Consider the following 25,353-nt stretch of genomic DNA (forward strand, 5'->3'; position numbering starts at 1 on the left):
AAATACAATGGTAAAACTGGATATTGACTCTAATATTTTAGTATATCCTAATGTTGACCGAGGGCTGCTCGGTTAATTTTTTTAGAAAAATACATTGGAGGTTATAATTATAAATAAATATTTTTTCCAATGTATTTCCACAAAATTAACTATAAAAATTTGAAAAAGGTATTGAAAAAATAGGGAGGTGAACATTATCGACACTACACAAATCTTAATAACTGCAGCTGTAGGTGCTTCGGGCCTAGGCGCTGGTTATATGTTACGCAAAATGATAGCTGAAGCTAAAATTTCCTCTGCAGAACAGGCAGCTCTTAAAATAGTTGAAGATGCTAAAAAAGATGCTGAAGGGAAAAAACGTGAAATGGTTTTAGAAGCAAAAGAAGATGTTCTAAAACTAAGGTCAGAGTTTGAAAGAGAGAGTAAAGATCGTAGACAAGAAATTCAACGTCAAGAAAAAAGAATTATTCAAAAGGAAGAAACACTAGACCGTAAAATTGATAATTTAGAACGTAAAGAAGATAACCTCAGTAAAAAAGAGAATGATATTAACTTGTTAGAAGAAAAAGTAAAACAGACTCAACTTGATCAAAAGAAGGAATTAGAACGCATCTCATCATTAACAACAGATGAGGCTAAAGACTTGCTTTTATCAAATGTTAAAAAAGAAATTCAACACGAAATGGCAATTATGATAAAAGAAGTGGAATCTCAAGCTAAAGAAGAAGCTGAGAAAAAAGCTAGAGAGATTATTTCACTGGCAATCCAAAGATGTGCAGCAGATCACGTTGCCGAGTCAACAGTATCCGTTGTTCCTCTTCCAAATGATGAAATGAAGGGTAGAATAATAGGTCGTGAAGGTAGAAACATTAGGGCATTAGAAACCCTAACAGGTATCGATTTAATAATTGACGATACCCCTGAGGCTGTTATATTATCCGGATTTGACCCTGTACGACGTGAAATTGCAAGAATCGCATTAGAAAAACTAATTGTTGATGGAAGAATCCATCCAGGTAGAATTGAAGAAATGGTTACTAAAGCTCAAAAAGAAGTCGAAACTCAAATTCGTGAAGAAGGCGAACAAGCAACATTTGAAGCTGGTATACATGGTATACATCCAGAGCTTATTAAACTATTAGGAAGACTCAAATTTAGGACAAGTTACGGACAAAATGTTTTAAAACATTCTCTAGAGGTTTCACATTTAGCAGGTGTTATGGCAGCAGAACTAAATGCTGACATTAAGCTAGCTAAGAGGGGTGGCCTATTACATGATATCGGTAAAGCCGTTGACCATGAAGTAGAAGGCCCTCACGTAGCCATTGGAGCTGAACTTGCTAAGAAGTTTAAAGAATCAAACGAGGTTATTCACTGTATTGCAGCACATCATGGTGACGAGGAACCTCAAACCATTGAAGCTGTAATAGTTCAAGCGGCAGATGCTATATCTGCAGCAAGACCTGGCGCAAGACGCGAAACTTTAGAAAATTATATTAGACGACTTGAAAAACTTGAAAACATCGCTGATTCTTTCGAAGGCGTTGAAAGATCATTTGCCATACAAGCTGGTAGAGAAATCCGCATAATGGTTAAGCCTGATAAAATCGATGATTTATCTGCTACATCCATTGCAAGGGATATTACTAAGCGTATAGAAGATGAACTTGAATACCCTGGACAGATTAAAGTTACTGTTATTAGAGAAACTAGAGTTGTAGAATATGCAAAATAAAGGGATAATTTATCCCTTTATTTTTTTAAATACTGGCAATAATAATAATTAAATACACTATTGGAGGTACATAATGAAAGTAATTTTTATTGGGGATATAGTAGGTAGCCCAGGTAGGGATATAGTTGAAGAACATTTACCCCTTATTATAGAAAAATATAATCCAGACCTAATAGTAGCAAATGGCGAGAACGCTGCAGGTGGTAAAGGCCTTACCCCGAAGATTGCAGATGAATTATTTGAATTGGGTATAGAGATTATAACAATGGGTAATCATGTTTGGGATAAAAAAGAATTGTATCCCATGCTAGAAAGTGACTTAAGGATTGTTAGGCCTGCCAACTACCCTGATGCAGCCCCAGGGAAAGGGTACACAACTGTGAAGATAGATGGAAAAAATCTACTTATTATCAATGTGTCTGGACTTGTTTATTTAGATAATTTGAACTGCCCTTTTAAGGCAGTTGAAGAGATTCTAAACAATGTTACATACGACTATGCCATAGTTGATATGCATGGAGAAGCAACTTCAGAGAAGTTAGCAATGGGATGGTTTTTAGATGGCAAAGTGAGTGCAGTATTAGGCACCCATACCCATGTTCAAACAGCAGATCATAGAGTTCTAAAGGAAGGAACTTTGTATATTACTGACGTTGGTATGACAGGTCCTTATGATGGAATAATAGGTGTAGAAAAAGAAGTGGTAATTGATAAGTTTATAAGCAAAATGCCTGCAAGGTTTACAGTGCTTACTGACAGGCCATATCAGTTAAATGCGGTATTCTTAGACTTAAATGAAAAAATAATCACCCCCATCAGAATAGTGGAATAATTTTTTTGTAAAAAGAAGGTATTTTTATTTTCTTGTAGAATATATATAAAGAGAAAATATAAAATACTCTATATTTGAGGGGGTAATTACTAATGGAAGTATTAAAAGTATCAGCTAAATCCAATCCAAACTCAGTAGCCGGAGCGCTTGCTGGAGTTCTTCGCGAAAGGGGCGGAGCAGAATTGCAGGCAATTGGTGCTGGAGCTTTAAACCAAGCAATTAAAGCCGTAGCCATCGCAAGAGGATTTGTAGCACCTAGTGGAGTTGACCTAATCTGTATACCAGCTTTTACAGATATCCAAATTGATGGAGAAGAAAGAACAGCAATCAAGCTGATTGTAGAACCAAGGTAATGAAGACATAAACCTGTTTACTTCGGTAAACAGGTTTTATAATTTTTAGTGGGGGGGAAGATATAATGAAGGATTATAGAATAATAGATGGACACTGTGATACTCTGTTACTCTTTGACAAACCGGAGTATGATTTTCATAATAAAAATCAAATAGGCCACATTGATATGGACCGTTTGGTATCTGCAAATGTATTGTTACAGTTTTTTGCAGTTTTTATCGAAACTAACTTGCTACATAAGGCACTAGAAGAAGGACTTACCCTAACCAACAAACTTCTTGCAGCAATAGAAAAAGATAGTAGACTATTTTTAATAAAGGATGCTGATGATTTAAATAAACTGACCACGGGGAAAGTAGGAGCCCTTTTAAGTTTAGAAGGTGGAGAAGTAATAAATAAAAATATAGCTTTACTAGACGTGTACCACAGACTAGGGGTTCGTGCCCTTACTTTGACTTGGAACCATAGGAATGAGATATGTGACGGCATTGGTGAGGAAAGTGCTGGTGGACTTACTACCTTTGGAAAATCAGTTGTAAAGCGTATGGAGCAACTAAAGATGATTGTGGATATTTCACATTTATCAATTAAAGGTTTCTGGGACTGCATAGAGCATTACAATGGGTCAATATTGGCCTCCCATTCAAATGCTAAAAGCTTATGTGGTAATAGGCGTAATTTAGACGACAATCAAATAAAGGCAATAGCTGAGACACAAGGCCTTATAGGTATAAATTTTCTTCCTAACTTTTTAAGTGACAATCCCGAGGAAGTGACAATTGACACACTTATTGATCATATGAGCTATATTGGTGACTTAGTAGGAATTCAGTATGTTGGTTTGGGGAGTGACTTTGATGGAGTGGGATCTTTGCCTAGAGGGATAAATGACGTAACTGATCTTGAGAAATTATATTTTAGAATGTTAGAAAGAGGATTTTCCAAGGAAGATGTAGAAAAGGTACTATATTCAAACTTCTATAACTATTTAACTAGATCTTTATAGGAGGAATAATTAAGTTGATGGACTTACACTTGCATACCAAACATTCAGATGGGACAATGACTGTACAAGAAATTTTCCAACTGGCATATGATAAAAAAATAAAATATATAGCTATAACCGATCATGATACAATAAAAGGTGTTAGAGAGGGAGAAAAGCTTGCAAATAAGTATAATTTAAACCTTATTCCGGGGGTGGAAATTAATACTGAGTTCAACAAAAAGGAAGTACATGTCCTTGGATACTTTATAGATATAGATAACCCAAGCTTGACACAAGCCCTAGATAATCTGAGGAATGGACGTTTAAGTAGAGTGACAAAAATAGTGGAAAAACTTAAAAGCCTTGAAATAGATATAACATTAGATGATGTTCTTTTAGAAAGTAAAGGTGATTCTGTAGGGCGTCCACATGTTGCAAGGGCACTAATTAAAAAAGGATATGGAAAAACAGTAGCTGAGATATTCGATAAGTATCTTGACATCAATAAACCAGCATATGTGGAGAGATTCAAGCTATCTCCTTTTGATGCCATTAAACTCATAAAAGAATCTGGAGGGATAGCAGTATTAGCCCATCCTAGATTAGTTTTTGATGAAAAACTAGTTGACGAGATGCTTCCTTGCTTTGACGGTGTTGAAGTATATCATAGTGAACATAGTACTGAGGATTTTCTGATATATAAAGAGAAAGCTATTAAGAATAATTTGATAATAACAGGTGGCTCCGACTGCCATGGAAAAGGAAAAGGTCAGGATCAGGATATCTTGTTAGGAACTGTCAAAATTCCTGAAGAGTTCAAAGTCAGAATAAAAGAGATATACAAAGAGAGGTATGGCAAAAGTCAATAGGGGGGAGTAAAATGACTAATTTTCTTTTACAAAGGGACAATAAGACACCACTTTACATCCAGGTAAAAGATAACATTCGCAGACTAATTAGTGAAGGAATCTGGAAACACGGCATGAAGATTCCAACGGAGAGGGAGCTTTCAAAGGAGTTAAATGTAAGTCGTAATACAATAAGTGTTGCATTTCAAGAACTTGAAACTGAAGGAATATTGGTGTGTCAACAAGGAAGAGGAACTTTTGTTGCTGAAGCAGACGAAGCCTTAAAAAAAGAAAGTCGCAAGGAACGTTTAGTTAAAGTAGTGGATATCTGCTTAGATGAAGGTTTATCATTAGGTTTTTCCATGGATGAAATTTTGGCTATTATGTACGTAAGAGCAAGGGAAAAGAAAGAAATTTTAAATTCTGTAAAAGTATTTTTTATAGAGTGTAATAAAGAACAGATGGATTATATCGCAAAACAACTATCTACAAACCTATCAATTCTAGTTGAACCTTTAAACCTAGACGAGATATATGAAAATCCGAATCAGTTTTTAATTCTAGCGGAGAAAGCAGATATAATAGTAACTACATTTTTCCATTATAATCAAGTTAAGTCTATACCAGGATTTGAAAACAGAGATATCATACCAATTGCTTTATCCCCGCATTTAGAAACAATAGTTAAAATAGCAAGATTCCCAGCAGAAGAGAAGGTGGCATTGGTTTGCCAATCAGAAATATTTGCAAATAAGATTAAATCTAGCCTTCAAAGTGCCGGGATAAATCACCTTCAAATAGACCAGTTTCTAACAGAAAGTGTTTTAGACTCAACTCTTGAGAAAGACCTTCCTAATTACAAATATTTTATTACTTCGCCTGGTAAGAGAATGAAACTTACGAAGCTATTAGGAAGTTTTCACAACAAAGAAATTATAGAATTTGTATTCCAGCCTGACTTAGCATCTATAAACCTTCTAAAGAGTTCTCTCCTAGAATTAAAAACAAAAAAGACTAAATAGAATAGTTATAATTAAGCACCTCCGCAAATATTAATAATGCAGGAGGTGTTTATTTTGTCTAGGAAAAAAATAATTATTATATCTGTAGTATCAGTATTATGTATTTTACTTACTGGGTTTACAACCTATATGGCAATGGATCATAGCAAATATAAAGACAAGTTCTTTCCAGGTATTATTGTTAATGAAGTGAATATAGGGGGTCAAAGTTTAGAGGAAGCAATAAAGGCTGTTCAATCAACTATTAATTTAAATGAATCATTTATTCTAACAATGAATGAGAATAAATGGGAAATTCCCCTTAAAGACATTATTGTATATAATATTGAAACAACACTAACTGAAATATACAACGATCTTCAAGAACATGGTTTTTGGTCTTCTTTAAATATAAGAAGGACTCTAAAGAAAAATAACGAAACCCATCATTTAGACTTTGCTATAAAAGATACTCTTACTGAAATCATAGATGAGATAAAAACAGATGTAGATATACAACCAGAAAATGCTGAATTTAGAATTAGTAGCGATAAAAAAGTTTCAATTAAACCCCATAAAAATGGATACATAGTCTCTGTTGATGAAACAATAAAAGCCATAAAAAATGAACTAACAAAAAATAATCTTCAAGCAGGTGTAGTTTTTGAGTTAGTGGAACCTGATATGACAACTGCATATTTAGAGAGCCTTAAAGTAGTAAATCACTTATCTTCAACAGCTACCAATTATGCAGGCACTGGGGAAAATAGAATTTTCAATATACAAAGAGCTGCATCAAGGGTTAAAAATCATCTTCTACTCCCTGGTGATACCTTTTCATATAATGAAGTTGTGGGGCCAGCAAATAAAGCAAATGGCTTTAAAGAAGCTTTAATTATTGTAAATGGAGAGTTTGTTCCAGGGTTTGGGGGAGGAGTATGTCAGCTATCTTCCAACATTTACTGGGGCGCTTTAAAAGCTGATCTGGAGATAGTACAACGGAAAAATCACGGAAGGCCTGTGGGTTACATGCCGTTAGGTTTAGATGCAACAATCGCATACCCATCCCTTGACTTAAAGTTCAAAAACAACACACCATATGGGGTTCTCATAAACACAGTTACTACCTCCACACATGTTACTGTAGATTTTTATAGCTACAAGCCCCATTATCCTGATATAAAATTTGAACATGAGAAGGAAGTAATACCCTTTACAACGGAATATCGAAACAATGAAAACTTATCTGTCGGTGAAGAAAAGGTTATCTCGAAGGGATCTGTTGGATACAAAGTAAAAACCTATAGACTAATAACAAGAAATGGAACAACTAAAAGGGAACTACTAAATAATGACACATACAGGCCAGCACCAAGGGTTATAGAAAGAAATAAAAATACCAGTAACTAGATAATAATAAAATAAAAACTGTAATAGTCTTGAAAGGTCTTCTGTTTCATGTAATAATATATGAAGAAACTAAAATATTAGGGGAGGAATTTTTCATGTCAAAACAGATTCCAGTTGGTGTTTCTAACAGGCACCTACATTTGTCTCAAGAAGATCTATATAAATTATTTGGTGAAGGCTATGAGCTAACACATCTTAAAGATCTAGCACAACCTGGTCAGTTCGCTGCAGAAGAAACAGTAGAAATCCAAGGACCTAAAGGTAAGATTGGCAAAGTGAGAGTACTAGGCCCTACAAGAGAACAAACACAAATAGAAATATCTAAAACAGATAGTTTCTCTTTAGGAATAAAGCCTCCTGTAAGGGACTCCGGTTCTTTATTAGGAAGTGCACCTATTACTGTAATTGGACCAAAGGGTGAAGTAGAGCTTACTGAAGGGGTTATAATCGCCCAAAGACACATTCACATGCACACAACAGATGCAGAAGAATTAGGTCTAAAGGATAAGGAAGTGGTAACAGTTGAAACACAAGGTGATAGAGGAGTAATGTTCAAAAATGTTCTAATAAGAGCAAATGAGGCATTTGCTCTGGAGTTCCACATAGATACGGATGAAGCAAATGGTGCCGGTGTAAAAAATGGAGACTTTGTTAACATAGTTAAGTAAATAACAATAATAAACCCCAAGAAAAGAACTTTTCTTGGGGTTTACTATTGTTAAAAAATTACCCCTGGACATTGTCCAAGGGTAGGGGGAAAAAGACTCGCAAGCCACAGTATATTTTTTTCCTGCAGGAAAATTGCTATCGCCTTTTTCCTTCAGTTATAGCTTTGTCAGATTAGGCAAATTTTAAACAATTAAAATTTGGAAGTAAAAAATAGGTATAAATATGATGCAATCTAAAAATGTAAAATTTATATAAATAATCACTATACAGGAAGAATAAGAAGATATCTTGAGTGTTTAGAAGCTAAGTTTATTATATTACCCAAAATAGTACTTTTTATGCAGAATACATTATGCTATAATGAACTTGTTCCGAGAGGACATATGTCACAGAAGTGGACAAAAACTTTATGTTCAAGAAAGTACATACCTAAATTTTTTTGTCGAACTATTATAATGTTTTCACTTTCACTTGTGTGAGATAAGGGGAAACCCTATCTAATATAAAATTATAATAATATCAGGAGGTAATGAGTGTGAAAAAATTATTCGCTTTAATGTTAGTATCAATCCTAGCACTATCTTTATTTGCTGGATGTTCTTCGGACAACGAAGAGCCAACTCCAGGAACTGATCCAGTTGAAAACAACGAAACTGTAAAAGTGGGTCTTGGAAGTGTAAGTACACTTGCTAAATCAAGGGATGCAGAAGGTGAAACTACTGCTCAAGCACAAGTTGATACCACAATTGCAGCTGCTTCATTCGATTCAGAAGGTAGAGTATTAACAGTAGCTATCGATGTAGCTCAAGCAAGAGTCGCTTACGACGATGAAATGCAAATCACTACAGATACAAGTGCTGAGGTAAAATCAAAACTTCAATTAGGTGACGCTTATAACATGAAGCCTCGTTCTGAAATTGGTAAAGAGTGGTATGAGCAAATGGCTGAGCTTGAAGCTTGGATGATTGGTAAAACTGTTGCTGAAATTAAAGCTATGGACCTAGAAGATAACAGACCAGCTGACGCTGACCTTACTTCAAGTGTTACTATCACTGTAGATACCTATATCGCAGCTTTAGAAAAAGCTTATGCTAACGCTGTTGAAGTTGAAAATGTAGACAAAGTAGGTTTAGGTGTTACTATAAGTATAGCTAAATCAAGAAGTGCTAGTGAAGAAAACACTGCTCAAGCACAAGTTGATTCAACTTTCTCTGCAACTGCAGTAGACGCTGATGGTAAAGTAGTTGCTACTTTCATCGATGTTGCTCAAGTAAGAGTTGCATTTGATGAAGATGGAGCAGTTACTAATGACAGAGCTGCTGAGCTAAAAACTAAGTATGAACTTGGAGATGCTTATAACATGAAACCTCGTTCAGAAATTGGTAAAGAGTGGGATGAGCAAATGGCTGAGCTTGAAGCTTGGATGATTGGCAAAACTATCTCTGAAATCAAAGGTATGGACCTAGAAGATAACAGACCAGCTGATGCTGACCTTACTTCAAGTGTTACTATCACTGTAGATACGTATATCCTTGCTGTAGACAGAGCAGTAGCTAACGGTAAATAATATTTAATAGATAAAAAAATAAAATCACTCCTTATATAAGGAGTGATTTTATACTATCAACCTTTATTAATTATGAAAGGGGATTAAAATGAAAAAGAATGTTGTCGTAATAATAACACTAATGCTTTTACTAACAGCATGTAACACCTCCACTCCTTCTGAACCTGAATATAATAGATACACAAATAGTTTTTTAGACACATTTAATACACTGACTGTTGTAATAGGGTACACAGAAACCGAAGAGGAATTTAATAATTATTTTGATATAATTCATCAAAGGTTTCAAGATCTGCACGCTTTGTACGACATTTATAATGACTATGAAGGAATAAACAATATAAAAACAATAAATGATAATGCTGGAATTAAACCAGTAGAAGTCCACGAAGACCTTATAAATCTGATACTTACTTCACAGAAATGGAATGCAGAAATAGGACCTCGTACAAATATCGCTTTAGGACCTGTGACTAAGATATGGAATAAATATCGTAACGAAGGTATTGATGACCCAGAAAACGCGAAAATACCAGAGTTAGGGGACTTACAAAGGGCAGCACAATTAACTGATATTAACGAAGTAATTGTTGATAAAGAAAATAACACTGTCTTTTTACAAGAAGGTATGAGCCTTGATGTGGGTGCCATAGCTAAAGGTTATGCAGTGGAACTAGTATCCAATGAAGTTGAGGAAATGGGCTTTATATCAGGCATAATTAGTGGTGGTGGTAATGTAAGGGTTATTGGAAAACCGTTAGATGGTGTGAGAGCAAGATGGGGTATAGGTATTCAAGACCCTGACGCATCTATAATTTCTGAAAACAAAAACCTTGATACTGTTTTTATAACAGATGCATCTGTTGTAAGCAGTGGAGACTATCAAAGGTTTTATTATGCTGATGGTCAATATCTCCATCATATTATCGATCCTGACACCCTTATGCCAGGTAAATACTACAGGGCAGTTACAATAGTTGCAAAGGACTCTGGATTAGCAGACTTTCTTTCAACAGAATTGTTTTTGATGCCCTACGAAGAGAGTTTTGCTTTAGCAGAGAGTTTAGACGGAGTTGAAGTTGTATGGGTAATGCCAGATGGTGAGCTAAGGGCAACTGATGGAATGAAAGCAATAATGAGCAGTCATGGAGCAACATCTACTGATTAAGACGCCATAATGGCGTCTTTCTGATTTTCCTAGAGCAAATTTTACGAAAAAAACTCAATTTACGTAAAAGATTTTGCATGCTAGGGTACTTAGAATTTCATTTCTTTAAATAATAGGTAATATGTGCTATAATATTTTACATTGAATTATTGATTATTGCTCTAGGAGGGTACAAAAAAATGGAAGTAGAAAATAAACATTTTATTATACACACTTATGGTTGTCAAATGAATGTCCATGATAGTGAGATATTAGCTGGTATGTTAGGTCAAATGGGTTATTCTCAGACATCTAAAGAGGAAGAAGCAGATATTATACTTATAAACACTTGTACAATTAGGGATAAGGCTGAACAAAAGGTTTTCGGTAAGCTAGGGGCACTTAAAAAGCTTAAAGAAGAAAAGCCTAACCTTATTGTAGGTATTTGTGGATGTATGTCTCAACAAGAAGAAGTTGCTGAGAAAATAAAGAAAAGTTACAGGCATGTTGATTTGCTTTTCGGAACGCATAACGTTCATCAGCTTCCTGAGATGATTAAGAAAATACTATTCAATAATGAAAGGGTATTTGAAATCTGGGAAAAAGAAGGGGAAGTGGTTGAAGGCTTGCCACAGCAAAGAAATGAAGGTGTATCTGCCTGGGTTACTATTACCTATGGTTGTAACAACTTCTGCACCTACTGTATAGTACCTTATGTTAGAGGAAGAGAGAGAAGTAGAAAACCAGAGGACATAGTTGAGGAAACCAAAAGACTTGCCAGTGAAGGTTTTAAAGAGATAACCTTACTAGGTCAAAATGTAAATAGTTACGGTAAAGATTTTGATGAGTCTTACGACTTTGCAGATTTAATTAAGGATTTAGATGACATAGAAGGTATTGAAAGAATTAGATATATGACATCTCATCCTAGGGACTTTACAGATAAATTAGTAGATGTAATTGCAAACTCTAAAAAGGTATGTAACCATTTTCATTTACCTGTACAAGCAGGAAGTAATACTGTATTGAAGAAAATGAACCGAGGCTACACTAGGGAAGAATACTTGGAATTAGTGGGTAAAATAAAGAAATCCATGGGGCATGTAGCAATTACTACTGACTTAATTGTTGGGTTCCCAGGTGAAACTGAAGAAGATTTCCAAGCTACATTAGACCTTGTAAGCCAAGTTAGATTTGACTCAGCTTTTACTTTTGCATACTCACCAAGAACTGGTACTCCAGCAGCTAAAATGGAAGAACAAGTGAGAAAGGAAGATAAAAGCCGTAGACTAACAGCTCTAATCGACCTTCAAAACCAGATATCAAAAGAGATTAACGAAGGAAGCTATTTAGGAAATACATTCACAGTATTAGTTGAAGGGCCAAGTAAAAATAACCCCGATTTTCTAAGTGGTAGAACAACAACTAACAAGTTAGTAAACTTTTCAGCACCATCTAATGAAAGTCTAGTGGGGCAAATAGTTAAGGTTAAAATAATAGAAGCACAGACATGGTCACTACTAGGGGAAGTTGTTCTTTAGTTATTAGTTTATAGTTGTAAGCCGATAGCTAATAGCCGCTAAAGAATACACTCCGTACTAACAAGGGGGTATTATCCATCCATGGTTAATACCCCCTTGTTTTGCTATATAAAGCACTTCCTGTCCAACTAACCAACTCCTGTCCACTGTCCAACTATCCTGGCATATGGTATAATATTTTATATAATAAGGGGGTAGATTCATGTCTAAGGTTACACCAATGATCCAACAATATATTGATATAAAGAAAGAATATAAAGACTGCCTGCTATTTTTTCGTGTAGGAGATTTCTATGAGATGTTTTTTGAAGATGCAGTAATAGGGGCAAAAGCTCTAGAAATTGCCCTAACCTCCAGGGACGGAGAAAAAGCTATACCATTAGCAGGGATACCGTACCATGCTTTAGACACATATCTTGTACGCCTTATAAAAAAAGGCTTCAAGGTTGCCATTTGCGAGCAGGTAGAAGATCCTAAAGAAGCTAAAGGTATAGTTAAAAGAGAAGTAGTTAAAGTGATAACACCTGGGACGGTAACAGATGATAACTTACTAAGTTCAAAGGATAACAACTATATATGCGCAATTAGCACCTTTTCTACAAAATTTGGTTTTAGCCTACTTGACAATTCAACTGGTGAATTTTCCTTCACTGAAGGGAAGTATGACTTAAACCAGATAATATCATTATTAGTGAAATATAATCCTTCTGAAATAATTGTTTTTGATGACAATGGGTTTATGGACAAGCTTGAGACATTAAGCCCAAACACTTCAATCCATAGTATTGACTATGAAGCTATAGAAAAATTTAATAATCTTTTCCAGTGCTATGTATCTTATACAGCAGGTATAAAAGCTGTGCAGTTACTCCTAAGCTATGTTATTAGTACACAGAAAAGTCATCTGTCCCACTTAAACCAGTTAGACTTTTTCTCCTTAGAGCAGTTTATGTCTTTAGACTACAGTACTATTAGAAACTTAGAAATTACTACAACCATAAAAGAAAATAAAAAACAAGGTTCTTTACTTTGGGTACTAGATAAGACCCAGTCACCCATGGGAGGGCGCAAACTGAAACAATGGCTTCTTAATCCTTTACTTAAAGTGGAGGATATAGATAACAGGCTAAACACCGTGGAAATGCTCCATAATGATTTATATTACACAAAAAAACTCTCTAACCTTATAGGAAGTGTATATGATCTAGAGCGAATAGCCACAAAGATATCATATAACTCAGTTAACCCTAAGGATTTAGTAGCACTTAAAACTTCCCTAAGTGTGCTTCCAGACATTAAGCAAATGTTACTTAAGTCCAACTTTCAACCCCTTGTAAATATCGCTAATAAGCTACTTGAGTTAGATGACCTTGTTGAAATTATAGAACAAGGTATTGTTGAAAACCCCCCAACCCAAGTAAAAGATGGTAATATAATCAAAAAGGGTTTTGATGAGCAATTAGATAAGCTGAAATACACCGCTGAAAATGGTAGGGAATGGCTAGCGAAATATGAGCATGAACAAAGGGAACTCACTGGAGTTAAGTCTTTAAAAGTAGGATTCAACAAAGTTTTTGGCTACTATATAGAGGTTACTAGATCAAATTCGCATTTAGTCCCGGAAAACTATCAGAGGAAACAAACCTTAGCAAATGCAGAACGCTACATTACAGAGGAACTTAAAGAATATGAAGATATAATACTAGGGGCATCGGAACAGATAATGGAATTAGAATATAAACTTTTTTGTGAGGTTAGAAATTCTGCCCTTGTAAAAATTCCTGAGATCCAAACCAACAGTGAGGTAATAGCTGAGCTAGATTGTTTATCTACCTTTGCTTTAGTAGCATCGGATAACGGGTACTGTAAACCTGTAGTAGATACAAATGATACAATTGAAATAAACGCAGGACGTCATCCAGTTATTGAGCAAATGATAGCCACGGAAAACTTTATATCTAATGATACCATAATGAATTGTAGTGATAACAATATACTAGTTATAACTGGACCGAACATGGCGGGTAAATCTACTTACATGAGGCAGGTTGCACTAATAACCCTTATGGCTCAAGTTGGTTCCTTTGTACCGGCAGCTAATGCTAAAATAGGTGTAGTCGATCGTATATTTACAAGGGTAGGTGCCAGCGACGATCTATCTTCAGGGCAAAGTACTTTTATGGTTGAAATGAATGAGTTAGCTAATATACTTAATAATGCTACCCCAAAAAGCTTAATAATACTAGATGAAGTGGGGAGGGGGACAAGTACCTTTGATGGTATGAGTATAGCGCAAGGGGCTATAGAGTATATATATAACCCTGAGAAACTAGGAGCTAAAACATTATTTGCTACCCACTATCACCAGTTAACTAGTTTGGAAGCCCTATATCCAGGAATTAAGAATTATTCAATAGCAGTCAAAGAAGAAAAGGATCAAATAACTTTTTTACATTCCATAATCCCTGGGGGAAGTGATAAAAGCTATGGTATACAAGTGGCTAAGTTGGCGGGTGTACCAAATACGGTTATTCGTAGAGCAAAGGAAATACTAACCTCTTTAGAAGAAGGTTACACTGGCCATTCAGAGGTGGCTTTAGCTAAAGAACCGGAGGATTTATTTACTCCTGTTTTAGAAAACTACTCTGATATAATAGAAGAAATAAAGGATGCGGATGTCAACAACATGACACCAATGGAAGCCTTAATGTTCGTTAATTCCTTAAAGAAAAAAGTATCGAAATAAAAAGGGAGGGTTATATATGGGTAGGATAAATATTTTGCCTCCTGAAACAGCAAATAAAATTGCAGCAGGTGAAGTTGTAGAAAGGCCAGCATCAATTGTAAAAGAGCTAATAGAGAACTCCATCGATGGAAACAGTACCAATATTATAGTCCATGTAACCGATGGTGGAAAAGAGAAAATCGAGATAATAGATAATGGTATAGGAATAGAAAAAGAGGACATTCCTTTAGCCTTTTTGCGCCATGCCACAAGCAAAATCAAAGAAGACAGGGATTTAGAAAACATTTTATCCCTTGGCTTTCGCGGTGAAGCACTACCATCCATTGCCGCTGTTGCTAAAGTATCAGTAACTACTAAAGCACAAGGGCAAAACTTTGGTATGAAGTATGTAATAGAAGGTGGTAAACAGACCCACTTCGATATAGCACCCTCTAATCAAGGTACAAGGATAGTTATCGAAGATCTATTTTTTAATACCCCTGCACGGAAAAAGTTCTTAAAAACCACAGGCACTGAGGTAGGATATATCAGTGACTTAGTTGGCAGGTTTATACTCTCATACCCTGATATATCATTTCAGCTAACCCATAATAACAGAATACTCTTAAAGTCTCCAGGTGACTCCAATATAAAAAATTGCATTGCAGAGGTTTATGGTTTTGAGGCTGCAGAGAACTGCATAGAAGTTAATTTAACAGCCGATGAAATCAATGTTTCAGGGGTTGTAATTAAACCTATTTTGACAAAAAGTTCACGAAACGGGCAGATGTTTTTTATCAACTGTAGGATAGTAAAATCAACTATGTTATCAAAGGCCATGGAGACTGGATACAATACACTTTTGCCCATTGGACGTTATCCCCAAGGGGTTCTCAATATAACTATTGCACCATCAGAACTAGATGTTAATGTACATCCCTCCAAACAAGAGATTAAATTTAAAGCAGAAAAACAAGTGTTCTCTGCTGTGAAAAATGCAGTAGATAATGCATTAAAGGGTATTTCTTTAGTATCTGAGTTTAAACATTCTAATGTAAGCAAAAGCTTAGGTTTAACAAATACACCAGGAGTTGAAAAAGCCCCTTCTGTTACCAACCCCTTCAAGGGCTATAAAAATGAAACTTATAATAATGAACCCTATAATAATACAAAAAATAGTTCAGAAATAGGGTTGAAGACACTGGAGATACTGTCAGACTTAGGGGAAAAAGCCTATGAAGAACAGCCAAAAATTTTTAAAGGTATAGAACAAGTACCTGTACCTGTTGACCAAGGCAACCATTCTTCCACAGAGCAGCAAACCTTTGATCTACCTGAGGATGAGCAGTACCTACATCCCTTCTTTTTAACACTGAAAGTGTTGGGTCAATATACTGACACATATATAGTTTGTGTGGATAAGGAACAAGTGTACTTTATAGATCAACACGCAGCACAAGAGAAAATATTTTTTGAAAGGGCATTCAATCAGCTTTCTGAAAATCCTGTAATACAACAAATAATACCTACAACATTAGAGCTCTCCCCTGGATATAAAGACAAGGTTTTGGAAAACCTACAGCTAGTAACAAAGCTAGGATTTGATATAGAACCACTAGATGGGAATACTGTCATGGTAAGGGGTTTGCCATTTTTTATTAATAAGACAGTTAACATCCAAGTGCTCTTTGACTCCATAGAGGAACTAATGTTCGACGACCAGTTGAGTAGCATTAAAAAATATAAAGAAGCTATAATAGCACTCATATCTTGTAAAGGTTCAATAAAAGCAAACCACAAACTTAGCCACCAAGAAATGGAGCAGCTCATAAAGGATCTAGGTAAAATAAGTAACCCCTACAGCTGCCCCCATGGACGGCCAACTCTTATATCTCTGGATAAGTACAGCATAGAGAAACTTTTTAAAAGGGTGAATTAATTGGATACCATTGTTACAACAGTCCAAAGAGCAAGCGAAGATCTTGAGAAAAAAGCAAAAACCATAGCTGATAAACTGAAAGGTACATATCTTGAACGTTCTCGCCTAAAGGGTATTTCAAGTTGTGAAGCCCCTGTATTAGTAGTAGCAAAAGAAGGTATTAACCTTCACTACAATGATGAGAAATTCTTCTTTCACCCTAGTATGGCAATGCTAAGGATCAAGAGAATAATGAAGGGTGAAAAGGATATATTCAATACTATCTGTGGAGATATTCGTGGTTATTCAGTGTTAGATTGTACCATGGGTTTTGGCTCTGATTCTTTAGTCTTTAGTTATTTAGTAGAGGAGTTAGGTTGTGTTACAGCCCTTGAGATAAATACTCTTATATATACAGTTATTTCTGATGGTCTAAAGAATAGCTACCCTAAGTGGGATGAGATAAATGCAACTAAAATGAATATTAGAACATATAATTTGGATTATCATAGCTATTTAGATAGTTGCACTGAAAAAAGCCATGATATAGTGTACTTTGATCCCATGTTCGATGAGCCACTTACTGAGTCGGTGCATTTAGACCCAATAAGAGCTCTAGCACAAAAAGATCAATTGACTGTTGAAGTAATTGATAGGGCGAAGATGGTAGCTTCAAAGTTTGTGATAGTAAAAAATAGGGTGGATTACGATTTTAATAAACTGGGTATTTACGAAACCTTTAGCAAAAGTTCCAGCAAGATAAAGTATGGGATAGTTAGGTTATAAGGAGGCAGAGATGGAAGATAAATATATAGTTATATTAGGACCAACAGCCACTGGTAAAACTGCTCTCTCAATAGAGCTAGCTAAAAAAACAAATGGAGAAATTATCTCTGCTGACTCTATGTATGTTTATAAAGGTATGGATATTGGTACAGCAAAACCCCATGAAAAAGAGCAAGAAGGTGTACCACATCACTTAATAGATATAGTTAACCCCGAAGATGATTTCAGTGTATATGATTATCAAGTACTAAGCCAAAGGATTATAAAGGATATAAAATCAAGGGGGAAACTTCCCATGGTTGTAGGAGGGACAGGACTGTTTATTCGAGCGTTAACTGAGGATTTTTCTTTAAATAATATCCCACAAGATCTTAATGTCCGAAATAAATATGAGGAAATAATGGCAGAAAAGGGGAAGGATTACCTACATAATCTACTGAAGGATAAAGATCCCTTCGCCTTTGATAAACTCCATCCCAACGATTATAGAAGGGTTATAAGGGCTTTAGAAGTATATGAGTTAACTAATACTTCCATTTATAATTTACAACAAAGAAAAAACGTTAAAAACATGGATATCCTATATATAGGATTAACGATGGATAGAGAAAAACTCTATCATAGGATCAATAAGCGAGTAGAAATAATGTTGGAAAACGGCCTCGTAGATGAAGTAGAAGGACTACTAGATAGAGGGGTTCCTGCTAACTGCAATTCCATGAAGGGTATAGGATACAGGCAAGTACTACAATATTTAAATGGTGAGATATCATATGATAAGATGGTTGAGATTTTAAAGAGGGATACAAGGCACTATGCAAAGAGGCAATTGACGTGGTTCAAAGCAATGGACAATGTCCTATGGATGGATATGCTAGATACACCCATTGAGGAAGCTATGGAAAAAATTTTAACCAGCATGCAGGAAAAGAACATTTTTCCTAGAATAAATAATTAACATAAATTTAATCTGGAGGTTGATTTATATGAACAAACCAATTAACTTGCAAGACTTGTTTCTAAATCAAATTAGAAAGGATAACAGCCTTATTACTATTTATTTAATAAGTGGTGTTCAAATAAAGGGTTTTGTTAAAGGTTTTGATAATTTTACTGTAGTAGTAGAAACAGATAATAAACAACAGCTTATATATAAGCATGCCATATCCACAATTATTCCAGCAAAATCAGTGAACCTAAATCCTAATAATCAATAATTTAAGGTAAGTTATTTTAAAGTTACATAGAGACAAACTCAGAGCTAGAATGTTAAACATTCTAGCTCTGAGTTTTTTTGTAAGAAGATCTCCGTACTTCTTCAAGTGTTAAAGGGCATTTAAGTGTTTTTATTGTCGTTAGAATATAAGTGAGTCGCTAAAAATATAATTTAAGATAGGAGGGGTGCTAAACATGAATCCTGATGAAATTTACGAAAAAGTAAAGCTTGGTAAAATAAGTCCAATAGAAGCCATGAAGGCTTTGAAGGGTGTTGATATAAACAAAGACACAAACACACAAAAAAAAGAATTTGTAGCATTAGATCCAACCAAAGAGTTAAATGAATTGGTTGGGTTAACTGAAGTAAAAGAACTGGTTAAAGAGCTTGAAGCTTATCTCACAATTCAAAAAAGAAGAGAAACTGAGGGTTTGATAGTTGAGCCAGTTGTACTTCACATGATTTTTAAAGGTAACCCAGGTACAGGGAAAACTACAGTGGCCCGTATTTTGGGAAAGATACTTAAACATCTAAATGTCTTATCTAAAGGACACTTAGTGGAAGTAGAAAGGGCAGACTTAGTTGGAGAGTATATAGGTCAAACTGCGCAAAAAACAAGGGATAAAGTTAACTCCGCATTAGAAGGGATACTTTTTATTGATGAAGCATATTCCTTAGCCAGGGGTGGTGAGAAAGACTTCGGCAAAGAAGCAATTGATACATTAGTAAAGGCTATGGAAGATAAGAAAGAGCAATTTATTCTTATACTTGCAGGATATAGTGATCAAATGGATTATTTCCTAAAAACTAACCCAGGATTAAAATCTCGTTTTCCCATTCAGATAGATTTTGATAATTATACAGTAAATGATCTTCTAAAGATAGCGAAATTAATGCTCACAAAAAGGGACTATAAACTTTCAATCCCAGCAGAGCAAAAATTAAAATCTATACTAGAAAAGCAGTTAACTTTCAGCCTAGTTAACTTTTCGAATGCCAGGTTAGTTAGAAATATAATCGAAAAGTCCATTCGTTTACAAGCAGTTAGATTGATAAAGGAAAGAAAGGTCTCAAGGGATCTATTGATGACCATTGAACAACAAGACATTACCGAGGGGGGAATTTCATGAAAATATTGATTGTTGGCAAGCCCAACGTTGGCAAAACCATGTTTGTTTTGCAAATGGCTAAGTTATATAAAGTCGAGAATTTGATCTTCACACTGATACATCACAATGGTCATAAATACAAAAAGAAAATGGATATAAGTGAAGGTTTTAGAACTCTTGTGAGTGAAAAAGCTAATCATACTCTTAATATCCACGAATTTATTCTACCTATAAAAAAAGGTAAAGGTAACGTGGAAATAACTTTACTAGATTCCTGTGGTCTTCTGCCAATTATTCATCACGTAGATGAAGTACGGGAGGGGATGGCTCAAACCCTTCAACATTTTAAACAGGCTACAGCTGTTTTTCATATTATTGATAGTAGTTCCTATGTTACTGATAATCTAATAGATCAAGAAATATATGAGTTTGGATTACAACAAGATAATTATTTAATTTTAGCAAATAAAATTGACCTTGATAGTGGCCAATTTTCCATACCTAGAGTTCGAAACGATTATAGCCAAGCTATAGTAGTTCCAATATCAGCAAAAACAGGAGAAGGCCTACAGGAGGTGACGAAATATGTTGCTAGACTTGTTTAAGATGTTTTTATCCTTTTTATTTATAGGTATTGTAATAAAGTATATGGATGACCTAACAGATGGAGAAGGTAACTTTGACAATTTCCCTTACTATCTTTTGTTACTGAGTTGTTCTATTTTATTAGATAAAAGTCTAGCCATACCGTGCCTTTGGGCAGCATATGCAATTGGCATGGCCGATAAGTTAAAAGTTCATTATATATTTAACTTAAACGGAATTGTAGAAGGGGTAGTAGTCTGTGCTGTTGGCTTCATTATATTTACCCCTTTAAATTTTAGTTATTTTTTAGTTTTGATGTTGTTTATAAATCTTACAGATGATTTAATCGATTATAAAATAGATGAGTTTGGCAAAAATTTTGCAAGAAAATATGGTGTAATTGAGATTTGCATTATTTCATTGAATCTATTGCTGATGCTATTATACCTTGATTATCAATTAACCTTTTTAGCCTTAATTGCTTATACTGGTATACAAATATTTTATTTTTATAGGAGGAATTTAAATGACCGAAAAGATAATCCTAGCTTTTATGGCCATTAACACTATATTTTTAGTTGGATATGCAGTAGGTAGGAGGGTAGGGCGCGCTCAAGGGGAAAAGGTTGGATATCAAGAAAGTAAATCTATACTAAGGTTAAAAGCAAATACACAGGCCCATTGTCCAATATGCAATCAGCCTAACAAGTTATACTAAAATATGGTATAATTGTTTGTGGCAAGGGTAATAAATAGCAGATATGAAATATCTGAAGCTTAATTAAAACTAACAACTAAGACATCGGAGGTAGTTTATGTATAATTGGATGAATAACATTGAATCTAGTAGACTTAAAGAACTTATTTTATCTAGTAATGAAGTTTTATATCAATATTTTGGTAATATTGATACCATAATAGAAAATAACCAATATAAAGTATTAAAGGCATTTAAAGAAAACAACATTACTGAAGGTCACTTGTGGGGGAGTACTGGATACGGGTATGGGGACTTAGGTAGGGATGGGTTGGATAGACTGTATGCTTCTATATTCAATACAGAAGCGGGGCTTGTGAGACAACAATTTGTGTCAGGGACCCATTGTTTATCGTCCTGTCTATTCGGAATACTTAATCCAAAGGACCACTTTATGTATATAACTGGTAAGCCATACGATACCCTAGAAAAAACCATAGGGATTGTAGAACATCCCAAATCTTTAATTTCTCAAGGTATTGAGTACAACCATGTGGATCTCTTGCCTGATGGTAATTTTGATCTTGAGTCAATTAAAAACTCTATCAAACCCAACACCAAAATGATAGCCATACAGCGTTCAAAAGGATACTCATTAAATAGTTCCATTGATATTGCAAAAATGAAATCAATAGTGGATTTTATTAAGAATACCAAAAAAGATATCGTTATTTTTGTTGATAATTGTTATGGGGAATTTACTGAGTGTTTAGAACCAACAGATGTTGGAGTAGATATAATGGCAGGAAGTCTTATAAAAAATCCTGGTGGTGGGCTAGCTTTAACAGGAGGATATGTGGTAGGGAGGAAGGACTTAGTTAAGAAAGTAGCAGAGCAGCTAACAGCTCCAGGTCTTGGAAATGAAGTAGGTGCATCATTAAATAATAATTTACCTTTTTACCAAGGTATCTTTTCAGCTCCTAAGGTAGTGGGTGATAGTTTAAAAAGTTCCATATATGCAGCTTTTATAGCTAAAGAGCTAGGTTTTGATACCCATCCTAAACATGAGGATCTAAGGACAGATATCGTTCAAGGTATAATCTTCAACAATGAAAAATCTCTGATTAAATTCTGTCAGGGAATACAGCACAATTCTCCAATAGATTCTTTTGCCACACCAGTGCCAGACCAACTTCCGGGTTATCAAGTACCTGTTATAATGGCAGCTGGCACATTCATACAAGGTGCATCCATAGAGCTTAGTGCAGACGCCCCAATAAAATCACCTTATATAGGTTATCTCCAAGGATCTTTAACATTTCAACATGGAAAAATAGCGATATCTATGGCTTTTGATAAAGTGCTCAAAGATTCATAAGGGAAGATATGTCCATTTACACTTTAACATACCAAATCTTAATATTTTGTAAAAAAATCACCCCTCTAAGAATAAAAATTAATTAGAGGGGTGATTTTATGGCTAAATTTTTAATCAAAAGAAAAAAATCTTTCCCTGTACACAAAAATAATCCTTATAGAACTAGGGATATAGTAATAGTAGGGAAGCTAGTAAAAAGAAACAAGATAGAAATAAAAGTCCAGCAAATTGACTGGACTTTGAAAACAAAAGTTGATGATAAAGCAGCTATCTATATAGTTGACTCTGAGTACGATTATGTAAGTTTAGTAAAAATGCTAAATAAAGAACTAAAAGATACAAATGAACTAACTAGGCTTATAGAAGATTGGCTAGATAAAAACAAGTATCAATATTGTTTAGATGAATCTTCATCTAAACAATAACTACATCTGCCTAAATAGACCTACAACTTTACCCAAAATAATTGGGTTTCTTACTAAGATTGGCTCATAAAATTCATTTTCAGGCTGTAATCTTACAAAGTCTTTCTCTTTGAAAAATCTTTTTACAGTAGCTTCATCGTCAATGAGTGCCACAATAATTTCGCCGTTGTTTGCCACACTTTCTTGCTGAACTAAAACCAAGTCACCATCATGGATGCCGGCATCAATCATGCTGTCTCCAATTACAGAGAGCATAAAAGTTTTATTGGAACTTTTAATAAAATTTTCAGGTACAGGAAAATAATCTTCGATGTTTTCCTCAGCCAGTATGGGTAAACCAGCGGTTACTTTTCCTACAATTGGCACAGAAATAATGCTTGGCTGTGGGATGGGGAAACCTGAATCTGAATTTAGAATTTCTATAGCCCTTGGTTTAGTAGGATCACGCCTAATAAAACCTAATTCCTCTAACTTTGCTAAATGTGAATGCACTGTAGAGCTAGACTTTAAACCTACTGCTAAGCCAATTTCCCTTACTGAGGGTGGGTATCCCTTGTCCTTTACCTGCATATTGATAAAACTGAGTATCTCCCTTTGTCTATCAGTTAACCCTTCCATATGAAAAACCTCCCAGAACTCTTCTTTTAAGTAATTATAACATAATATTCCACATATGCAAACATTAGTTCTATTTTTTTACCTAAACCCCTTGACCGAACAAATGTTTTGTAGTATCATTTAATCAAACAAACGTTCTGGGAGGTTATATTATGAAAAAAATAATTATTTTAATCTTAACTACTATAATATTACTAATGGCTACCATAGGGGTAGCATCATCATTAGAACAAAAACATAATAAACAACTGGTTAAAACCATCCAATACATCGAAATAACAGTTGAGCAAGGTGACACCATGTGGTCCATAAGCGAAAGGTACAGAAACGAAATTCCACAAGATACGTTTATAAGCATTATTCAACAGTTCAATAATATGCCACATACAGTTGTTAGACAAGGAAGTACTCTAAAAATACCTATATTATAAAGGAGTGCCAAATGAACGTAGTATTGTATTCTAGAGTTAGTACAGATAAAGAAACCCAGGAAAGCAGTATAACTAGGCAAAAGAAGGAACTACTGGATTATTGTAGCAAACACGGGTTTAATCCAGTTTGTGAAATAGAGGAAAAAGAAAGTGGATTTGAAGAAGTAAGAGAGGGTCTAATTAAAGCTTTAGATTTGTTAAAAGTAGGTCAAGCCCAGGCTATTATGGTGCAAGATGAGACTAGGATAGGGAGGGGCACAGCTAAAATTGCAATACTCCACCAAGTAAATAAATATGGGGGAGAGGTTATATCAATTGAAAATGGCGGTCCCTTAAATATTACAGAAATGGAAGGTATGGTTCTAGAAATTCTGGCACTGGTTGAAGAGTACCAACGCAGGCTTTCTAATAGTAAGATTAAACGAGGTGTTAGAAAAGCCATAGAAGAAGGATATGATCCATCGCGAAACCTAAAAAATAGAAATCAAGGTGGTAGAGATAAAATAGAAGTTCCCATAGAGGAAATTATAAGGTTAAGGCAGCTCAAACTGACTTTTTATGATATAGCTGCTACACTTAGAGGTTTTGGCTATGATGTTTCTAAGGCCACTGTGCATAGAAGATATAAAGAGTATATGGATAAGATAGAAGGATAATCTAAATAAAAGCCCTGTAATGTCTCTGACATACAGGGCTTTTGCCATTGTAACACTAAACTAATCTATAGAAACTTTGTTTTTTATTAATTTGAGAGTTTTCTTTTAAATAATCTTATCTACCTGGCAGATAGTTAATATTTATTACCTCTAAAATAGACAATTCAAAATTCAGACAGGATTTTTTAAACGTTACTAAATTACTACCTCTCAAATAGAAAATTTAGATTAAACATAAGGATTTTTAACTTTATTTAAATTTAACACATAATGCGAATAATTTAAGCCCATTCTTCAAAAACTACAAATACATTCAACAATCTATATAAGCCTTATAAAGGAGGTAGGAATAAATGTCTAAAATTCCTTTTTATGAAAACAATAAAGATGATTATAACCATTACTATAATAATTATCACCCAGAAAGTTTCGACTTACTAAACTATTACCAAGCTTTTGAAAATAATGGGAATAAACAATATGATGAATCAAAGGACAGTCAAGACAATTCTAATGACTTAAATAATTTAAACAATACAGATTTAAATGATGTTTATTCAAATAACCAAAATCCAGATCTATAAGATCTGGATTTTTTTTCATCTCAAAAACACAACAAGTCTTGAGATGTGAGATTTTCGGAACTTTTTTCTAACGTCCTATAATATACATTATGTAAACTAGAATAAAAATAAATATATAAGGGCTAACTAAAGC

The 25,353-nt window shown here is 34.7% G+C and carries 26 protein-coding genes; 25 read left to right on the forward strand and 1 reads right to left on the reverse strand.

All coding sequences use genetic code 11. The annotated features are described in order from the left end of the window. Nucleotides 1–196: 196 nt before the first annotated feature. From rny to HYG86_RS17935, 22 genes are all read left to right on the forward strand, one after another. Nucleotides 197–1,735 (forward strand): ribonuclease Y, encoded by a 1,539-nt coding sequence (gene rny / locus HYG86_RS17830; RefSeq protein WP_281391334.1) that lies wholly within the window; start codon nt 197–199, stop codon nt 1,733–1,735. 73 nt (nt 1,736–1,808) lie between these two features. Further along, nucleotides 1,809–2,567, forward strand: a complete 759-nt coding sequence (locus tag HYG86_RS17835; protein WP_213166896.1) for a TIGR00282 family metallophosphoesterase — start codon at nt 1,809–1,811, stop codon at nt 2,565–2,567. Between the two features lie 92 nt (nt 2,568–2,659). Continuing rightward, the gene (gene spoVS / locus HYG86_RS17840; protein WP_072905217.1) at nt 2,660–2,920 is read left to right on the forward strand and encodes a stage V sporulation protein SpoVS; all 261 of its coding nucleotides are present in this window, start codon (nt 2,660–2,662) and stop codon (nt 2,918–2,920) included. Between the two features lie 65 nt (nt 2,921–2,985). After that, entirely contained in the window at nt 2,986–3,927 is a 942-nt protein-coding gene (locus tag HYG86_RS17845) for a dipeptidase (protein ID WP_213166897.1), read from the forward strand. A gap of 17 nt (nt 3,928–3,944) precedes the next feature. Continuing rightward, nucleotides 3,945–4,778, forward strand: coding sequence for a PHP domain-containing protein (locus HYG86_RS17850; RefSeq protein ID WP_213166898.1), 834 nt, complete (start codon nt 3,945–3,947; stop codon nt 4,776–4,778). Between the two features lie 11 nt (nt 4,779–4,789). Next, nucleotides 4,790–5,779, forward strand: a complete 990-nt coding sequence (locus HYG86_RS17855) for a GntR family transcriptional regulator (protein ID WP_213166899.1) — start codon at nt 4,790–4,792, stop codon at nt 5,777–5,779. A 54-nt stretch (nt 5,780–5,833) separates the two neighbouring features. Beyond that, nucleotides 5,834–7,168 (forward strand): VanW family protein, encoded by a 1,335-nt coding sequence (locus tag HYG86_RS17860; RefSeq protein WP_213166900.1) that lies wholly within the window; start codon nt 5,834–5,836, stop codon nt 7,166–7,168. A 95-nt stretch (nt 7,169–7,263) separates the two neighbouring features. Then, nucleotides 7,264–7,836 carry a phosphate propanoyltransferase gene (gene pduL, locus HYG86_RS17865; protein WP_213166901.1) on the forward strand — a complete coding sequence of 191 codons (573 nt, stop codon included), beginning with the start codon at nt 7,264–7,266 and terminating at the stop codon, nt 7,834–7,836. A gap of 536 nt (nt 7,837–8,372) precedes the next feature. Next, the gene (locus HYG86_RS17870; RefSeq protein WP_213166902.1) at nt 8,373–9,404 is read left to right on the forward strand and encodes a hypothetical protein; all 1,032 of its coding nucleotides are present in this window, start codon (nt 8,373–8,375) and stop codon (nt 9,402–9,404) included. A gap of 88 nt (nt 9,405–9,492) precedes the next feature. Continuing rightward, nucleotides 9,493–10,572: an FAD:protein FMN transferase gene (locus tag HYG86_RS17875; RefSeq protein ID WP_213166903.1), complete on the forward strand. Its 1,080-nt coding sequence runs from the start codon at nt 9,493–9,495 to the stop codon at nt 10,570–10,572. Between the two features lie 179 nt (nt 10,573–10,751). Then, the gene (gene miaB / locus HYG86_RS17880) at nt 10,752–12,092 is read left to right on the forward strand and encodes a tRNA (N6-isopentenyl adenosine(37)-C2)-methylthiotransferase MiaB (RefSeq protein ID WP_213166904.1); all 1,341 of its coding nucleotides are present in this window, start codon (nt 10,752–10,754) and stop codon (nt 12,090–12,092) included. 202 nt (nt 12,093–12,294) lie between these two features. After that, nucleotides 12,295–14,838 carry a DNA mismatch repair protein MutS gene (gene mutS, locus HYG86_RS17885; protein ID WP_213166905.1) on the forward strand — a complete coding sequence of 848 codons (2,544 nt, stop codon included), beginning with the start codon at nt 12,295–12,297 and terminating at the stop codon, nt 14,836–14,838. Between the two features lie 16 nt (nt 14,839–14,854). Next, nucleotides 14,855–16,756 carry a DNA mismatch repair endonuclease MutL gene (gene mutL / locus HYG86_RS17890; RefSeq protein WP_213166906.1) on the forward strand — a complete coding sequence of 634 codons (1,902 nt, stop codon included), beginning with the start codon at nt 14,855–14,857 and terminating at the stop codon, nt 16,754–16,756. Beyond that, nucleotides 16,757–17,521: a class I SAM-dependent methyltransferase gene (locus HYG86_RS17895; RefSeq protein ID WP_213166907.1), complete on the forward strand. Its 765-nt coding sequence runs from the start codon at nt 16,757–16,759 to the stop codon at nt 17,519–17,521. It begins immediately after the preceding gene. 10 nt (nt 17,522–17,531) lie between these two features. After that, on the forward strand, nt 17,532–18,479 hold the full coding sequence (miaA, locus tag HYG86_RS17900) for a tRNA (adenosine(37)-N6)-dimethylallyltransferase MiaA (protein ID WP_213166908.1): 948 nt from the start codon (nt 17,532–17,534) through the stop codon (nt 18,477–18,479). Between the two features lie 28 nt (nt 18,480–18,507). Beyond that, nucleotides 18,508–18,738 carry an RNA chaperone Hfq gene (gene hfq, locus HYG86_RS17905; protein WP_213166909.1) on the forward strand — a complete coding sequence of 77 codons (231 nt, stop codon included), beginning with the start codon at nt 18,508–18,510 and terminating at the stop codon, nt 18,736–18,738. A gap of 193 nt (nt 18,739–18,931) precedes the next feature. Continuing rightward, nucleotides 18,932–19,867 carry an AAA family ATPase gene (locus HYG86_RS17910; RefSeq protein WP_213166910.1) on the forward strand — a complete coding sequence of 312 codons (936 nt, stop codon included), beginning with the start codon at nt 18,932–18,934 and terminating at the stop codon, nt 19,865–19,867. After that, entirely contained in the window at nt 19,864–20,451 is a 588-nt protein-coding gene (locus HYG86_RS17915) for a GTPase (RefSeq protein ID WP_213166911.1), read from the forward strand. Before HYG86_RS17910 ends, HYG86_RS17915 begins: the two co-directional genes overlap by 4 nt. Next, a complete protein-coding gene (locus tag HYG86_RS17920; RefSeq protein ID WP_213166912.1) occupies nt 20,432–20,995 on the forward strand; it encodes a hypothetical protein in 564 nt (187 codons plus the stop codon). Before HYG86_RS17915 ends, HYG86_RS17920 begins: the two co-directional genes overlap by 20 nt. Continuing rightward, entirely contained in the window at nt 20,958–21,149 is a 192-nt protein-coding gene (locus HYG86_RS17925; RefSeq protein WP_213166913.1) for a hypothetical protein, read from the forward strand. Before HYG86_RS17920 ends, HYG86_RS17925 begins: the two co-directional genes overlap by 38 nt. A gap of 97 nt (nt 21,150–21,246) precedes the next feature. Continuing rightward, nucleotides 21,247–22,506, forward strand: coding sequence for a methionine gamma-lyase family protein (locus tag HYG86_RS17930; RefSeq protein WP_213166914.1), 1,260 nt, complete (start codon nt 21,247–21,249; stop codon nt 22,504–22,506). Between the two features lie 98 nt (nt 22,507–22,604). After that, entirely contained in the window at nt 22,605–22,931 is a 327-nt protein-coding gene (locus HYG86_RS17935) for a hypothetical protein (protein WP_213166915.1), read from the forward strand. On the opposite strand, the gene lexA is transcribed toward HYG86_RS17935, so the two are convergent. Then, nucleotides 22,932–23,549, reverse strand: a complete 618-nt coding sequence (gene lexA / locus HYG86_RS17940; RefSeq protein ID WP_213166916.1) for a transcriptional repressor LexA — start codon at nt 23,547–23,549, stop codon at nt 22,932–22,934. A 152-nt stretch (nt 23,550–23,701) separates the two neighbouring features. Here lexA and yneA point away from each other — a divergent pair, with 152 nt between their 5' ends. From yneA to HYG86_RS17955, 3 genes are all read left to right on the forward strand, one after another. Then, a complete protein-coding gene (gene yneA, locus HYG86_RS17945; RefSeq protein WP_213166917.1) occupies nt 23,702–23,980 on the forward strand; it encodes a cell division suppressor protein YneA in 279 nt (92 codons plus the stop codon). Between the two features lie 11 nt (nt 23,981–23,991). After that, a complete protein-coding gene (locus HYG86_RS17950; protein ID WP_213166918.1) occupies nt 23,992–24,636 on the forward strand; it encodes a YneB family resolvase-like protein in 645 nt (214 codons plus the stop codon). 353 nt (nt 24,637–24,989) lie between these two features. Next, complete coding sequence (locus HYG86_RS17955; protein ID WP_213166919.1) at nt 24,990–25,220, forward strand: hypothetical protein; 231 nt, start codon at nt 24,990–24,992, stop codon at nt 25,218–25,220. The last annotated feature ends 133 nt before the right edge of the window (nt 25,221–25,353 follow it).

The organism is Alkalicella caledoniensis, assembly GCF_014467015.1.
GTDB classification, from domain to species: domain Bacteria; phylum Bacillota; class Proteinivoracia; order Proteinivoracales; family Proteinivoracaceae; genus Alkalicella; species Alkalicella caledoniensis.